Raw genomic sequence first — 14,536 nt, 5'->3', positions numbered from 1 at the left:
AGGAATCGGGCTACTCGTGCCCGGTCAGGCAGGATGTCCCGGCGTCGGTCTGGTCGAACAGACACCGGCCGTCCTTGTCCAGCGTCACGACCTTCTTCACGGTCTTGAACTGCAGCAACGTCTTGCCGATCGTGTGCAGGACGCGGGCGTCGCCGCCCACGCCGAGGCCGTAGACGGTCCGGCAGAATCGCAGCGTCGCCGTACCTGAAGCGATCTTCAGCTGGAAGTCGGCGCCGCAGTCGGAGCGGCCGCGGATCTGCCCGCCCAGCTCGGAATGGAGGCCCCGGCGCTTCTCCGCCTTGGTGGGGCCGTTGATCAGCTGTTCGACGGAGAAGCGGGCGACGCCCCGGTCGGGCGCCTTGCGGGTCACGGCCACGGTCTTGCCGGGGATGCCGAAACCCTTCGAGAAGTAGACCTTGACGGTCTGAGCGGTGCCCGCGTGCGCGGGTGAGATGGCGAGGACCACTGCCATCAGCAGCTCTTTCATGCTTGTTATGACGCCATCAGCGGACGCTTGGTTGGCACTGTCACCCGCCCGCGCGAGGCGGTTCCCGGCGCGGTGAGATCGGCGCCGAGGAGACCGGCCACCGTGTACAGATGCCAGACGAGCGCGGGCTTGACCAGCCTGCCGCCGTCGAACAGCGCGGGCACCTTGTCCAGGCGGACGATCTGGCCCAGCCGGGCGCACGAGACGATCGTCTCCCGCAGTTCCTCGGCGAGCTCCCGGCCGGGTTCGGTCCGCCAGTTCCAGGGCTTGGGCTTCGGCGCGGTGATGTGGCGGGCCGCCCTGTGCCGCCAGCGCGCGAGCGGGCCCTCGGTGCGGAAGCGCCACGGCCGGCCCTCCAGAGGCACCTCGGCCAGCGCGGGCGCGAATGTTCTGACGAGCCGGTGGACCAGCCGCTCCGACCGGCGTACGCCCGGGTCCATGCCGAGTGCCGCGCGGACCACCCGGTTGTCCAGGAACGGCTGCACCGGCGTGCCCTGGCGCAGCATCGCCGCCCGCGCGGCGGCGTGCCAGCGGCCCACGCGGAAGCGCACGTACAGGTGGTCGGGCACGTGGAGGGAGTCCGAGCTCCAGGCCAGTTCCTCGGCGTGGGCGTTGGCCGTCTCCGTGAACAGGCCGCGGTTGGACAGGAACAGCGTCTCGGTGCGCCGGCGTATCGCCTCGGGCGTGGTCTCCTCCATGCCGGACAGGTAGCCGCCGCGCAGGATCTCCCCGTTGTGCCCGCCCAGCCGGGGGACGTCGCTGTAGGGGGCGTCGGCGGTGATGTTCTCGTAGGCCGACAGCATGCCCTCGCAGGCGCGCAGGATGTGGTGGACCCGGTCGGCCGGGTGCACCACGGACAGTTCGTTCTCGGTGGTGAGGACCGGTGTCGTCACCTCGTGCTCCACACCGAGCGCGGCGGCCACCCGACGGGCCACCACCACGTCGGGGTGGTCGTCGAAACCCGAGGTGAAGGCGCGGAACGGGATGCCCGCCCCGTGCAGGAGCGCGGCGATCAGGCGGCTGTCGCGGCCGCCGGTCAGCGTGACGCGCACCGGGTCCGGGCCGCCGGCCAGGGGGCGCACCGCCCGCAGCATGCGCTCGGCCACCTGCGCGGCGCCGGTACGGCCGCGCCCCACGGGCAGTGGCTCGGTGGTCACCGTCAGCCGGTCGCCGATCTCCAGCGTCGAGGCCGGCGGCAGGGCGCTCACCCCGGCGTACGGGGTCTCCTCGGACAGGAAGTAGCCCTGCCTGGCCACGGACTGCAGGGCGGCCACGTCGTAGCGGACACCGTCGTGGGCGGCCAGCCGTACCAGGAGGGCGCGGTTTCCCACGACGAACAGGTCGGGCGTCTCGGCGTAGTAGACGGGGTCGGCGGGTGCGATCGAGGTCGAGGCGGTGATCCCGTGCTCGCCTGCGCGCAGGAGGGCGAAGCAGCCGGGCTGCCCGGCGGCGGGCCCATGGCCGGGTTCGCCCGGGTGGTGCCCGGCGACGACGGTGATGCCGCCGGGGCCGGACGAGGGTTCCCAGCCGGGTTCGTTGGTCCAGGTCAGCACGTGCACGCCGCCGTTCGCGGCCGTCCACTCGCTGGCCCTGACGCGCTCTGGGGCGACGGGGAAGGCCACCGCGATCGACTCGCGGGCACGCTGGACCGCTCGGCCCAGGGCCTCCTGGCGGTGTGGACGTGCCGAAACTGCCAGGAAAACCCTCATGACGCCCCCCGACGCGCTAGCGATCACCTTTCCTGGGGTTGGATGCGGGGGAATGTCCGGAAGTTCGCAAAAGGCGGAGCGCCTTCTCCTTCTCGAAGTCGAGGGCGCGGCGCGGGGCCTGCAGCCGGCCGATGCGGATGCCCAGCTCACGCACGGCCTGGGCGACCGCCGGCTCGCTCAGCACGCGCAGCGCGAAGGCCAGTTCGGCGGGGGAGACGTCGAAGCGCCGCTCCAGGTCCACGCCTTGGGCGACGGCCTGGATTTCCTCGTCGCCGAAGCGCCGGTGGGCACCCTGCTCCCTGACCGGGGGCAGAAGGCCCAGCGCTTCGCGGTATCTGAGCATTCTGGGCGACATTCCGAGCCGCTTCGCAGCCTCCGTAATCCGCATTCTTACATTCTTACGTCAGATTCGGGGTCTGTGAGTCGCAACTGGCTTCACCTGATGCCTAAACTCGCAGGCGACAACTTCGTGATACGAGGGGAACCCAGATGGACTTCAAGGTCGCCGACCTTTCGCTGGCCGAGTTCGGGCGCAAGGAGATCCGGCTCGCCGAGCACGAGATGCCCGGACTCATGGCGGTTCGCAAGGAGTACGCGGCCTCCCAGCCCCTGCGCGGTGCGAAGATCATGGGCTCGCTGCACATGACGATCCAGACCGCCGTCCTCATCGAGACGCTGGTCGCGCTGGGCGCCGAGGTCCGCTGGGTGAGCTGCAACATCTTCTCCACCCAGGACCACGCCGCCGCCGCGGTCGTCGTCGGCCCCAACGGCACCGTCGAGAACCCGCAGGGTGTGCCGGTCTTCGCCTGGAAGGGCGAGACGCTGGAGGAGTACTGGTGGTGCACCGACCAGGCCCTGGCCTGGCCGGGCGGCGACGGCCCCAACATGATCCTTGACGACGGCGGCGACGCCACGCTGCTGGTCCACCGGGGCGCCGAGTACGAGAAGGCCGGCGCCGTGCCCTCCGCCACCGAGAACGACCCGGAGGAGTGGCACGTCATCATCGACCTGCTCAAGCGCACGGTCGGTGACGAGAAGCGCTGGACCAAGACCGCCGAGCGCATCAAGGGCGTCACCGAGGAGACCACGACCGGTGTCCACCGCCTGTACGAGATGTTCAAGAACGGCACGCTGCTGTTCCCGGCCATCAACGTCAACGACTCGGTCACCAAGTCGAAGTTCGACAACAAGTACGGCTGCCGCCACTCCGTCATCGACGGCCTCAACCGCGCCACCGACGTGCTCATCGGCGGCAAGGTGGCCGTGATCTGCGGTTACGGTGACGTCGGCAAGGGCTGCGCCGACGCGCTGAAGGGCCAGGGCGCCCGCGTCATCGTCACCGAGATCGACCCGATCTGCGCCCTGCAGGCGGCCATGGACGGCTTCCAGGTCACCACGCTGGACGAGGTCGTCGGCATCGCCGACATCTTCGTGACCACGACCGGTAACTTCGACATCATCCGCGCCGACCACATGGCGAAGATGAAGCACCAGGCGATCGTCTCCAACATCGGCCACTTCGACAACGAGATCGACATGGCCGGCCTCATGAAGACCGAGGGCATCGTCCGCAACAACATCAAGCCCCAGGTCGACGAGTGGATCTTCCCTGACGGCCACAGCATCATCGTGCTGGCCGAGGGCCGCCTGATGAACCTCGGCTGCGCCACCGGCCACCCGAGCTTCGTCATGTCGAACTCCTTCACCAACCAGGTGATCGCGCAGATCGAGCTCTTCGCCAAGACCGAGGAGTACCCGATCGGCGTCTACGTCCTGCCCAAGCACCTGGACGAGAAGGTCGCCCGCCTCCACCTCGACGCCCTGGGCGTCAAGCTCACGACCCTCACCAAGGAGCAGGCCGAGTACATCGGCGTCGACGTCGAGGGCCCCTACAAGCCCGACCACTATCGTTACTGATTTCTTTCAGTCTCTTTCAGCGTTACGGCAAGCCGCCCCCACGCCACCCGCCGACCCCGGCGGGCGCCGATCGTGGGGGTCGCTTCTCACGTCGGACGTGGTGCTCGCCGCTACGGCGCCCCCTTGACCGCCTGGGTGGTCTCGGGGGCGCCGCCGTACATAGGAGATGTCGATGGAGCTGGGGGAGCGGCGGATCAGCTGGGCGGCGCGGGCCATGCCGGTGCTGACCGCCATCGGGGCGCGCTTCGATGATGAGAAGCCGCTTTCCGGGTTGACCATCGCGGCCTGTCTGCATGTGACTGCCGAGACCGCTGTGCTCATGGGGGCTCTGCGGGCCGGAGGCGCGCGGATCGCGTTGGCGGCTTCGAATCCGTTGTCCACGCAGGATGATGTGGCGGAAGCGCTGGCTGGGTATGACATTTCGGTTTATGCGCGGGCTGGGGTGGATCGGGGTACCTACTACCGGCATATTCATCAAGCGTTGGATATTTCGCCTGATCTGGTGCTTGACGATGGGTGTGACCTGGTCAACATTCTGCACACGGAGCGGACCGATCTTCTTGGGCAGGTCTCCGGGGGGTGTGAGGAGACCACGACCGGGGTCATCCGGTTGCGGCAGATGTCGGCCGAGGGGGCGCTGCGCTTTCCCGTCGTCGCCGTCAACGACACGCGGACCAAGCGGATGTTCGACAACCGCTACGGGACGGGGCAGTCGACGCTCGACGGGATCATGCGCGCCACCAACACCATGCTGGCCGGCAAGACCGTGGTCGTGGCCGGGTTCGGCTACTGCGGGCGAGGTGTGGCCGAGCGGGCCAAGGGACTCGGGGCCCGGGTGGTCGTCACCGAGGTGGACCCGGTCAAGGCGCTGGACGCCACGCTCCAGGGCTACGAGGTCATGGGGATGGGGCGGGCGGCCGAGGACGGCGACGTGTTCATCACCGTCACCGGCAACCGCGACGTGATCAGGGGCGAGCATCTCGCGGTGATGAAGGACGGGGCGATCCTGGCCAACGCCGGGCACTTCGACGTGGAGATCGACGTGCGGGCGCTCGACGGGCTCGGCGTGGAGGTGCACCGCGGGGTGCGGCCCAACACCGACGAGTACGTGCTGGCCGACGGGCGCCGCCTGCTGCTGCTGGCCGAGGGGCGGCTGGTCAACCTGACGGCGGCCGAGGGGCATCCGGCGGCGGTCATGGACCTGTCGTTCTCGGCCCAGGCGCTGGCCGTGGCCTGGCTGGCCAAGGAGCGTTTCGGGCTGGCTCCCGGCGTCTACGACGTACCCGGGGAGATCGACGTGGAGGTCGCGCGGCTCAAGCTGGCCGCGACCGGGGTGGAGATCGACACGCTCACCGCCGAGCAGGAGGAGTACCTGCACTCGTGGCGCTACGGCTCCTGAGTGTGTGACAGATACCGGACAAACCCGGGTTCGATCACTAGATAGGCGGATAATTCGGGGCACTTCCATCCGTAGGAGGCCTCCGGTGAGAATCACCGTCTTATCCTCCCGCCTGGCTGCCATAGCAGCTCTGGCTCTGGCCACCGTCATGGCCGGGACGCCCGCGAACGCCGCGGACGACGTCGTCAAGAGCGACAACATCCGTCTGGAAGCGCACCTCGACCTGCCGGCGGGTGCGGCCATCAACAGCGACCTCGCCTTCCAGGGGGACTACGCCTACGTCGGCAACTTCAACGGGTTCTCCATCTACAACATCAAGAACCCGAAGTCGCCCCAGCTCGTCAGCTCGGTGAGCTGTCCGGGCGGTCAGATGGACGTGACGATCCTGGGTGACGTCCTGGTCACCTCCGTCGACTCCTCCCGCAACAACGACTCCTGCCAGAGCACGCCGCAGAGCGCGACGGTCAAGGAGTCCTGGGAGGGCGTACGGATCTTCGACGTCAGCGACAAGAGCAACCCCAGGTACGTCAAGTCGGTCGAGACGAACTGCGGCTCCCACACGCACACCCTGGTGCCCGCGCGAGGGCGCGACGCCAGGAAGTTCTTCTACGTCTACGTCTCCTCCTACCTGCCCGCCGCCAACTTCCCCGACTGCCAGCCGCCGCACGACAAGATCTCGGTCGTGAAGGTGCCGTTCGCCAACCCGGCCGCGGCCTCGCTGGTGGGCACCCCGGTCGTCTTCCCCGACGGCGGCAACGAGACCCAGCCCGGCCTGCTGCTGCCCACCAGCGGCTGCCACGACATCACCGTCTACGCCGAGAAGGACCTCGCCGCCGGCGCCTGCATGGGCGATGGCGTGATCTTCGACATCCGTGACCGGGAGCGGCCGCGGATCAAGGCCAGGACGACCGACCCGAACTTCGCGTTCTGGCACTCGGCCACGTTCAACAACGACGGTGACAAGGTCGTCTTCACCGACGAGCTCGGTGGCGGCGTCGAGGCCATGTGCACCACCGCGCAGGCCCCGAACCGCGGCGCCGACGCGATCTACGAGCTCCGCGGCCACCGGCTGGTCTTCAAGAGCTACTACAAGATCTCCCGCCCGCAGACCGACCAGGAGAACTGCGTCGCCCACAACGGCTCGCTGCTGCCGGTCAAGGGCCGCGACATCATGGTCCAGGCGTGGTATCAGGGCGGCCTGTCGGTGTGGGACTTCACCGACTCCTCGCGGCCGAAGGAGATCGCCTTCTACGACCGCGGCCCGGTCGACCCGACGCAGCTCGTCCTGGGCGGTTACTGGTCCACGTACTACTACAACGGCTACATCTACGGCAGTGAGATCGCCCGCGGGTTCGACGTGCTCAAGGTCGACGACCGGCGGACGAACCCGGCCAACCGCGTGAAGCAGTCCCTGCTCAATGCGCAGACCCAGTCCCGCTATCCCGAGCGCGGCTGGTAAGGCCCTTCTCCGGGGTACGGCTCGCGGCCCGGCGGGCCGTACCCGCTGAAGCGCTTCTAGAGCTCTGCCTGGATCTGCTGCATGCGGCGGATCTCGGCCGCCTGGGTGACGCCCACGTCGTTGGCCAGCTCCTCGACCCTGATGTGCGAGCCGCCCTTGAGCACCTGCTCGGTCATCGTGAGCGCGCCCAGGTGGTGCTTGATCATCAGGTCCAGGAAGAGCTTGTCGAACGCCTTGCCGGTGGCGGCCTTGAGCGCCGCCATCTGCTCCGGCGTGGCCATGCCCGGCATGCCCTGGTGCTGGGCGTGGTGCTCGGGCACCTTCTGGCTCTGTTCCTGGAGCCAGGTGGTCATGTACTGGATCTCGGGGCCCTGGGCGTCCTTGATCCGCGCGGCGAGGCCCTTGACCTTGGCCGCCTCGGCCCGGTTCGGGGCGAGTACCGACATGTCCAGCGCTTGGCGGTGATGGATGATCATGTCCTGCATGTACTTGATGTCCGAGGCGTTGGCCGTCGGCGACGGTACCGCCGTGACGGCCTCGGAGGGCGACAGCGTCTTGGCGCTCTCCCCGGGACGGCCCGGCGCGATGACGGGAGCCGTGGAGTCGGCACGAGGGGGTGTCTGCTTCTCACCGGTGCAACCGGCGAGGGCGACAACCGCGCCCATGACGACGATGAGCGCGACGCGCAACTGGCCTCCCTGACTACCCCATGCCGTAAAAGCGCACTCTAGACGACGATCGCGCGGGTTGGAAGACGGCAAATTGCTACAAACTTTGACAGCTTGCGTGCTGGTCAAATGACCGTTTTCATACGAAAATTTCTTCATTTATGCCCCCTTTATAGGAGGACTGAGTGTTATCCCCCCGCAGGGCCCTCATCGTGCTCGGTGCCGCCATCGCCCTGGTCGGAGGTGTGCTGCCCGCTCAGGCGGCCGACATCCCCGCCCCCGGCGAGGTGGTCATGAGCGACAACATGCGGCAGGTCACGAACGTTCCGAAGCCCGCCGCGCTCGCCGACATCAACACCGACATGGCCTTCCAGGACAACTACGCCTACGTCGGCAACTACTACGGCTTCTCCATCTACGACATCCGGCGCCCCTCGCGGACGTCGCTGGTCAGCACCGTGATCTGCCCGGGCGGCCAGATGGACGTCTCCGTCTACGGCGACCTGCTCTTCGCCGCCGTCGACTCCTCCCGCAACGACGACTCCTGCAACAGCACCGGTCAGAGTGCGACGATCAAGGAGTCCTGGGAAGGCGTCCGGATCTTCGACATCAGCGACAAGACCAACCCCAAGTACATCAAGTCGGTCGAGACGAACTGTGGTTCGCACACGCTGACCCTGGTGCCGGGCAAGGGCCACGACCGCCGGCGCAACCTCTACGTGTACGTCTCCTCCTACAGCCCCCGGGCCGACTTCCCGGACTGCGGCGTACCGCACGACAAGATCTCGATCATCAAGGTGCCCCTGCGCAACCCGACGGCCGCAGCCGTCGCCGCCACGCCGGTGCTCTTCCCCGACGGCGGCAACCCCGGGGTTCCGCTGCCCTACCCGGACGGCAAGTCGGCCACCAGCGGCTGCCACGACATCACCGTCTACGCGGAGAAGGACATCGCGGCCGGCGCCTGCATGGGCGAAGGCATCCTGATGGACATCTCCGACCGCCTCAACCCCAGGGTCACCGCCACCGTCCGTGACGACGTCAACTTCGCGTTCTGGCACTCGGCGACCTTCAACAACCGTGGCAACAAGGTCGTCTTCACCGACGAGCTCGGCGGCGGCTCCCGCGCCACCTGCAACGCCACCATCGCCAACACCCGCGGGGCCAACGCCTACTACGACATCCGCAGAGGCCAGCTCAACTTCAAGAGCTACTTCAAGATCCCGCGCCCGCAGGCGGACACGGAGAACTGCGTCGCCCACAACGGCTCGCTGATCCCGGTCAAGGGCAAGGACATCATGGTCCAGGCCTGGTACCAGGGCGGCATCTCGATCGTCGACTTCACCGACTCGGCCCGCCCGAAGGAGATCGGCTGGTACGAGCGCGGCCCCGACAACACCGCCCCGGCCCTGTCCGGCGGCATCTGGTCGGCGTACTACTACAACGGCCACATCTACGGCTCCGACTTCAACCTCGGGCTCGACGTGCTGTCGATCGACGACCGGCGTACCGACCAGGCCAAGCGGGTGCGCCTGGACAGTCTCAACCCCCAGACCCAGACCTCTTACCCCGACCGTGGTCACGGTCACGACCACGACTGACCAGGAGGACACTCCCTTGCTGCTGTCCACGTCACGGCGCTTCCTCGTCGCGGCCGGTGCCGCCGTCGCCTTAGCGGCGACGGCCGTGCCCGCGGCCGCCAACGACATCCCACCGGTCGACACGGTGGTGACCAGCCCGAACGTCTCGCACGTGCTCAACGTGCCGAAGCCGGCCCCGATCGCCGCCACCATCAACACCGACATCGCCTTCCAGGGCAACTACGCCTACGTCGGTAACTACGGCGGCTTCTCCATCTACGACATCAGCAACCCGAAGCAGACCAAGGTCGTCAGCTCGGTCGTCTGCCCCGGTTCCCAGATGGACGTCTCCGTCTACGGCGACCTGCTCTTCGCCGCCGTCGACTCCTCCCGCAACAACGACTCCTGCAACAGCACCGGCCAGAGCGCCACGATCAAGGAGTCCTGGGAAGGCGTCCGCATCTTCGACGTCAGCGACAAGGCCAACCCCAAGTACATCAAGTCGGTCGAGACGAACTGCGGTTCGCACACGCTGACCCTGGTGCCGGGCAAGGGCCACGACCGCCGGCGCAACCTCTACGTGTACGTCTCGTCGTACCTGCCCGCGGCGAACTTCCCCGACTGCGCGCCGCCGCACGACAAGATCTCCATCATCAAGGTCCCGCTGCGCAACCCGACGGCCGCCGCGGTCGCCGCCACGCCGGTCGTCTTCCCCGACGGCGGCAACGAGACCCAGCCCGGCCTGCTGGTGCCCACCAGCGGCTGCCACGACATCACCGCGTACGCGGAGAAGGACATCGCGGCCGGCGCCTGCATGGGTGACGGCGTGCTGTTCGACATCCGCGACCGGCTCAACCCCAAGGTGACCGCCAGGACCACCGACCCGAACTTCGCGTTCTGGCACTCGGCGACGTTCACCAACGACGCCAGGAAGGTCGTCTTCACCGACGAGCTCGGCGGCGGCGGCGCGGCCACCTGCAACGAGGCGACCGGCCCGACCCGCGGCGCCAACGCCTACTACGACATCCGCAGGGGCCAGCTGAAGTTCCGCAGCTACTTCAAGATCCCCCGCCACCAGGCGGACAGCGAGAACTGCGTGGCCCACAACGGCTCGCTGATCCCGGTCAAGGGCAAGGACATCATGGTCCAGGCCTGGTACCAGGGCGGCGTCTCGTTCGTGGACTTCACGGACATCTCGCGGCCGCGTGAGTTCGGGTACTTCGAGCGGGGTCCGGCCAGCCAGGGTGGCGGCGGCATCTGGTCGGCGTACTACTACAACGGCTACATTTACGCGGCCGACTTCCACAACGGCCTCGACGTGCTCAAGGTCAACGACCCGCTGGTCCGCGGCGCCGACCGCGTCCGCACCGACCGGCTCAACGTCCAGACCCAGGAGTCCTACCGGGACGGCTGGCACCACTGACCGCTCTGTTCTCGGCGCTTCACGGCTCGCCCCCACACCTTCCGTGGGGGCGAGCCCCTTTTGTCCGGTCGCCATCGCACGGGTCCTCTCCGCCCCGGTTGCCTCGCGCCTTGGGTGGGCTTCCCGTCACAGCACTCCATCCCCTACGGCAAGCCGCCCCACCGCCACCCGCCGCCGTGCGTGGGCGCCGATCGTGGGGGTCGCTTCTCACGTCGGACGGGGTCGGGCGCCGATACGGTCAAGATTGCTGACATAGTGGGACATCAGGTGATCAGGGGAGGTCTGTGTGGTGTCCAGAGTCGGCAGGGTCCTGATGTCCGCGGTGGCCGGACTGGCGCTTCTGGGAGCCGTGCCCGCCCACGCGGCCGAGAAGCCCAAGACCAGCGCCAACGTCAAGCACGTGGCCAACGTGCCGAAGCAGGCGCCCTTCGCCGCCGAGGACGCGTACAACACCGACCTGGCCTTCCAGGGGCGGTACGCGTACCAGGGCAACTACAACGGCTTCACCGTGTACGACATCGGCGATCCGGCCAAGCCGAAGGTCGTCAGCCGCGTGTCGTGTCCCGGGGCGCAGAACGACGTGTCCGTCACCGGGAAGCTGCTGTTCCTGTCCGTGGACGAGTCGCGTTCCGGTGACTCGTGCTCCAGCGAGTACGGTTCGCCGACGGACAAGGGCGCCTGGGAAGGCATCCGGATCTTCGACATCAGCGACAAGGCGCGGCCCAAGTACATCAAGGCCGTAAAGACCGCCTGCGGTTCCCACACGCACACGCTGGTGCCGGACAAGAAGGGCAAGTCGGTCTACCTCTACGTGTCCTCGTATGGGCCGGGGGACATCCTCGCCGGGTGCAAGCCGCCGCACGACAAGATCTCCATCGTCAAGGTGCCGCTCAAGAAGCCCACCGCCGCCAAGGTCGTCGCCACGCCCGTGCTTTTCCCCGAGCAGTCCGGCGGGCCGACCACCTCCGGCTGCCACGACATCACCGTGTACCCGGCCAAGGACCTCGCCGCCGGCGCCTGCATGGGCGACGGGGTGCTGCTCGACATCGCCGACCGCGAGAAGCCCAAGGTCACCGCACGCGTCACCGACGAGAACTTCGCCTTCTGGCACTCGGCCACGTTCAACAACGCGGGCACCAAGGTGTTCTTCACCGACGAGCTCGGCGGCGGCGCCGCGGGCGTCTGCGACAAGGCCACCGGGCCCGAGCGGGGCGCCGACGCCGTGTACGACATCTCCGGCGGGGAACTGGCCAAGCGGGCGTACTTCAAGATCCCCCGCACCCAGGACAAGCGCCAGAACTGCGTCGCCCACAACGGCTCGCTCATCCCCGTCAAGGGCAAGGACATCATGGTCCAGGCCTGGTACCAGGGCGGCGTCTCGTTCGTCGACTTCACCGACCCCGCCCGGCCGCAGGAGATCGGCTACTTCGAGCGCCCGCCGTTCAAGGGCAGCGACATCGCCGGCTCCTGGTCGGCGTACTACTACAACGGCCACGTCTACAGCAGCGACATCCAGAAGGGCCTGGACGTGCTGCGCATCGACGACCCGCGCACCGACCCGGCCAAGAAGGTGAAGCTCAAGATCCTCAACACCCAGACCCAGTACGGCTACTGAACGCCCCGGGCACGTCCTAGGCTGGCGGCGCGAACCCGCCCGGCGTGACACCGGGCGGCTCCGCCGGCCGGCTGTAGTCGGGCAGCGCCGTGGGCCGCCGGTCCACCGCGGGTCCCGGCTGGGCGGGGCCCGGCTGGGCGGGGTGCGGCATCGGGTGCTGAGGGCTCATCTGGCCGGGCTGCCACCCCGTCTCGGGCTGACCGGGCGCCGGCGGTGGCTGAGGCGGCGGAAGCGTGGGGCCCGGGTGCCATCCCGTCCCGGGCCGGGGCTGGGCCGCCTGTTGGACGGGCGCAGGCTGCCCGGGAAGTGCCCAGGGGTTCGGCGAAACGGGCCCAGGGGAGGGCTGCGGCACTTGGGATGACGCGGACTGCGGCACCTGCCAAGGCTGGGACCACGGTGCGGCCGGTTCCTGCTGAGCCCATCGGCCCGGCGGTGCCGGAGCGGGCTGGGCGCTGACGGGTCGCGGGTGCGGGGAGCCGGGGGGCTGGGTCCAGGGGGCCGGAGGGCGGGTGTGGCGGGCGAGCCGTACCTCCTCGCGGCGGCGGCGCTCGGCCAGGACGGCGCTCAGGTACGCGTGCGGCGGCACGCCCCCCGGGGCGGCGGGCGAGACGTAGGAGGCGACCTGGTTGGCGATGCGCACCCCCATCTCGTGCTGTACGGCGGGCGCGAGGTCGTACCAGCGCGACAGGTACTGCCGGGCGGCCGAGGCCACCTCGTCGGGCAACTGGGACAGCTCCAGCCTCGCGGCCCAGGCGGCCAGCTGAGGCGGCATCACGATCGCCTGGGTGGTGTCGCGCGGCGCGCGTTCCGAGATCACGATCGTCCCGGCGAACACGTCACCGAGCCGCTTGCCGCGCTGCGAGACCAGGGACGAGATCAGGGCCGGGGCGCCGGAGAACATCCAGAACTCCATCACCCCCGCCAGCCCCCGCATCAACGCCTGCCGGAAACGTTCAGGGCTGCCGTCGTCGCCCACCACCCGCAGGCCGAGCGCCAGCTTGCCCAGGCTGCGTCCGCGCGTGGCCGTCTCGAAGAGGACGGGGTAGCCGACGATCACCAGCACGACCATGACGATGTTGGCCGCGGCGAACAGCGCGGAGTCGCTGATGCCCGCGAAGTTGATCAGCAGGACGGCGAACCCGATCATCAGAACGCCTTGGACCAGCATGTCGATCACGACGGCGACGGCCCGCGAGGGCATCTGCGCCACGCGTACTTCGACGACGACGGCGTCTCCCGTCACAACCTCGGACATACCGGGAGCCTAGTCGGTGACAATGGTCGGGTGGATATCGACGCGTTCATCGCCGCACACCGTCCCACCTGGGACCGGCTGGAGCATCTGGTCAAGCACCGCGGCAGGCTGACCGGGGCGGAGGTGGACGAGCTCGTCGAGCTATACCAGCGGGTGTCGACGCACCTGTCCATCGTCCGCTCGGCCTCGACCGACGCGATGCTGACCGGCCGCCTGTCCGCCCTGGTGGCGCGGGCGCGCTCGGCGGTGACGGGGGCGCACGTGCCGGCGTGGCGGGAGTTCGCGCGCTTCTTCACGGTGTCGTTCCCCGTCGTGGCCTACCGGGCGCGGTGGTGGTGGCTGGGGGCGACGGTGGCGTTCGTCGTCGTGGCCTGGGTGATGGGCGCGTGGGTGGCGGGCGACCCCGAGGTGCAGCGCGCGATCGCCACACCGGAGGAGATCACCCAGCTCGTCGAGCACGACTTCGCCGACTACTACTCGGAGAACCCGGCGGCGTCCTTCGCCAGCCGGGTGTGGATCAACAACGCGTGGGTGGCCGCGCTGATGCTCATCGGCGCCATCTTCATGGGCCTGCCCATCCCGTACTTCTTGTTCCAGAACGCCGCCAACGTCGCCGTCTCCGGCGGGCTCATGGCTTCCCGCGGCAAGCTCGACATCTTCTTCGGCCTGATCACCCCGCACGGCCTGCTGGAGCTGACGGCGGTCTTCCTGGCCGCGGCGGTGGGCCTGAGACTGGGCTGGACGGTCATCGACCCAGGCCCCAGGAGGCGCGCCGAGGCGCTGGCCGAGCAGGGCAGGGCGGTGATGAGCGTGGCCATGGGCCTGGTCGTGGTGCTGTTCGTGTCGGGCCTGATAGAAGCGTTCGTCACCCCGTCCGGCCTGCCGACCTGGGCCCGCATCGCCATCGGCGTCCTGGCGGAGGCCGCCTTCCTGGCGTACGTGGTCTTCTACGGCCGCCGGGCCGTGCGCGCCCAGGAGACCGGGGACGTGGAACGCGCGCCCGACCTCGCCCCCACGGCCTGACCGG

The 14,536-nt window shown here is 68.7% G+C and carries 12 protein-coding genes; 7 read left to right on the top strand and 5 right to left on the bottom strand.

The window, feature by feature from the left end; translation table 11 throughout:
- Positions 1–10 precede the first annotated feature (10 nt).
- The 3 genes from ACIBHY_RS38210 to ACIBHY_RS38200 are packed head-to-tail and all read right to left on the bottom strand — an operon-like array spanning position 11 to position 2,584.
- Positions 11–487: a GerMN domain-containing protein gene (locus ACIBHY_RS38210; protein WP_397309255.1), complete on the bottom strand. Its 477-nt coding sequence runs from the start codon at positions 485–487 to the stop codon at positions 11–13.
- A 5-nt stretch (positions 488–492) separates the two neighbouring features.
- Entirely contained in the window at positions 493–2,196 is a 1,704-nt protein-coding gene (locus ACIBHY_RS38205; RefSeq protein ID WP_397309254.1) for an asparagine synthase-related protein, read from the bottom strand.
- A 16-nt stretch (positions 2,197–2,212) separates the two neighbouring features.
- Positions 2,213–2,584 (bottom strand): MerR family DNA-binding transcriptional regulator, encoded by a 372-nt coding sequence (locus ACIBHY_RS38200; RefSeq protein WP_397252105.1) that lies wholly within the window; start codon positions 2,582–2,584, stop codon positions 2,213–2,215.
- Between the two features lie 101 nt (positions 2,585–2,685).
- Here ACIBHY_RS38200 and ahcY point away from each other — a divergent pair, with 101 nt between their 5' ends.
- The 3 genes from ahcY to ACIBHY_RS38185 all read left to right on the top strand — a co-directional run bounded on the left by ahcY (position 2,686) and on the right by ACIBHY_RS38185 (position 6,971).
- A complete protein-coding gene (gene ahcY / locus ACIBHY_RS38195; RefSeq protein WP_397252104.1) occupies positions 2,686–4,113 on the top strand; it encodes an adenosylhomocysteinase in 1,428 nt (475 codons plus the stop codon).
- Positions 4,114–4,279: 166 nt separating this feature from the next.
- On the top strand, positions 4,280–5,512 hold the full coding sequence (locus tag ACIBHY_RS38190; protein ID WP_397252103.1) for an adenosylhomocysteinase: 1,233 nt from the start codon (positions 4,280–4,282) through the stop codon (positions 5,510–5,512).
- A gap of 148 nt (positions 5,513–5,660) precedes the next feature.
- Complete coding sequence (locus tag ACIBHY_RS38185) at positions 5,661–6,971, top strand: LVIVD repeat-containing protein (protein ID WP_397252269.1); 1,311 nt, start codon at positions 5,661–5,663, stop codon at positions 6,969–6,971.
- A 56-nt stretch (positions 6,972–7,027) separates the two neighbouring features.
- Here the strand turns inward: ACIBHY_RS38185 and ACIBHY_RS38180 are convergent, their stop codons facing one another.
- The gene (locus tag ACIBHY_RS38180) at positions 7,028–7,660 is read right to left on the bottom strand and encodes a DUF305 domain-containing protein (RefSeq protein ID WP_397252102.1); all 633 of its coding nucleotides are present in this window, start codon (positions 7,658–7,660) and stop codon (positions 7,028–7,030) included.
- 164 nt (positions 7,661–7,824) lie between these two features.
- On the opposite strand from ACIBHY_RS38180, the gene ACIBHY_RS38175 reads away from it, so the two are divergent.
- The 3 genes from ACIBHY_RS38175 to ACIBHY_RS38165 all read left to right on the top strand — a co-directional run bounded on the left by ACIBHY_RS38175 (position 7,825) and on the right by ACIBHY_RS38165 (position 12,254).
- The gene (locus ACIBHY_RS38175; protein WP_397252101.1) at positions 7,825–9,237 is read left to right on the top strand and encodes an LVIVD repeat-containing protein; all 1,413 of its coding nucleotides are present in this window, start codon (positions 7,825–7,827) and stop codon (positions 9,235–9,237) included.
- 22 nt (positions 9,238–9,259) lie between these two features.
- Positions 9,260–10,639: an LVIVD repeat-containing protein gene (locus ACIBHY_RS38170; protein WP_397252268.1), complete on the top strand. Its 1,380-nt coding sequence runs from the start codon at positions 9,260–9,262 to the stop codon at positions 10,637–10,639.
- A gap of 313 nt (positions 10,640–10,952) precedes the next feature.
- Positions 10,953–12,254 (top strand): LVIVD repeat-containing protein, encoded by a 1,302-nt coding sequence (locus ACIBHY_RS38165; RefSeq protein ID WP_397252267.1) that lies wholly within the window; start codon positions 10,953–10,955, stop codon positions 12,252–12,254.
- Between the two features lie 16 nt (positions 12,255–12,270).
- Here ACIBHY_RS38165 and ACIBHY_RS38160 read toward each other — a convergent pair whose 3' ends face one another.
- Complete coding sequence (locus ACIBHY_RS38160) at positions 12,271–13,509, bottom strand: RDD family protein (RefSeq protein WP_397252100.1); 1,239 nt, start codon at positions 13,507–13,509, stop codon at positions 12,271–12,273.
- Between the two features lie 30 nt (positions 13,510–13,539).
- Here ACIBHY_RS38160 and ACIBHY_RS38155 point away from each other — a divergent pair, with 30 nt between their 5' ends.
- Positions 13,540–14,532, top strand: a complete 993-nt coding sequence (locus ACIBHY_RS38155) for a stage II sporulation protein M (RefSeq protein WP_397309253.1) — start codon at positions 13,540–13,542, stop codon at positions 14,530–14,532.
- Positions 14,533–14,536: the final 4 nt, after the last annotated feature.

Source organism: Nonomuraea sp. NPDC050547 (assembly GCF_044457345.1).
Lineage (GTDB): Bacteria > Actinomycetota > Actinomycetes > Streptosporangiales > Streptosporangiaceae > Nonomuraea.
The sequence above is the reverse complement of the archived record's forward strand: the minus strand, read 5'-3'. Positions and strand labels throughout refer to the sequence as shown.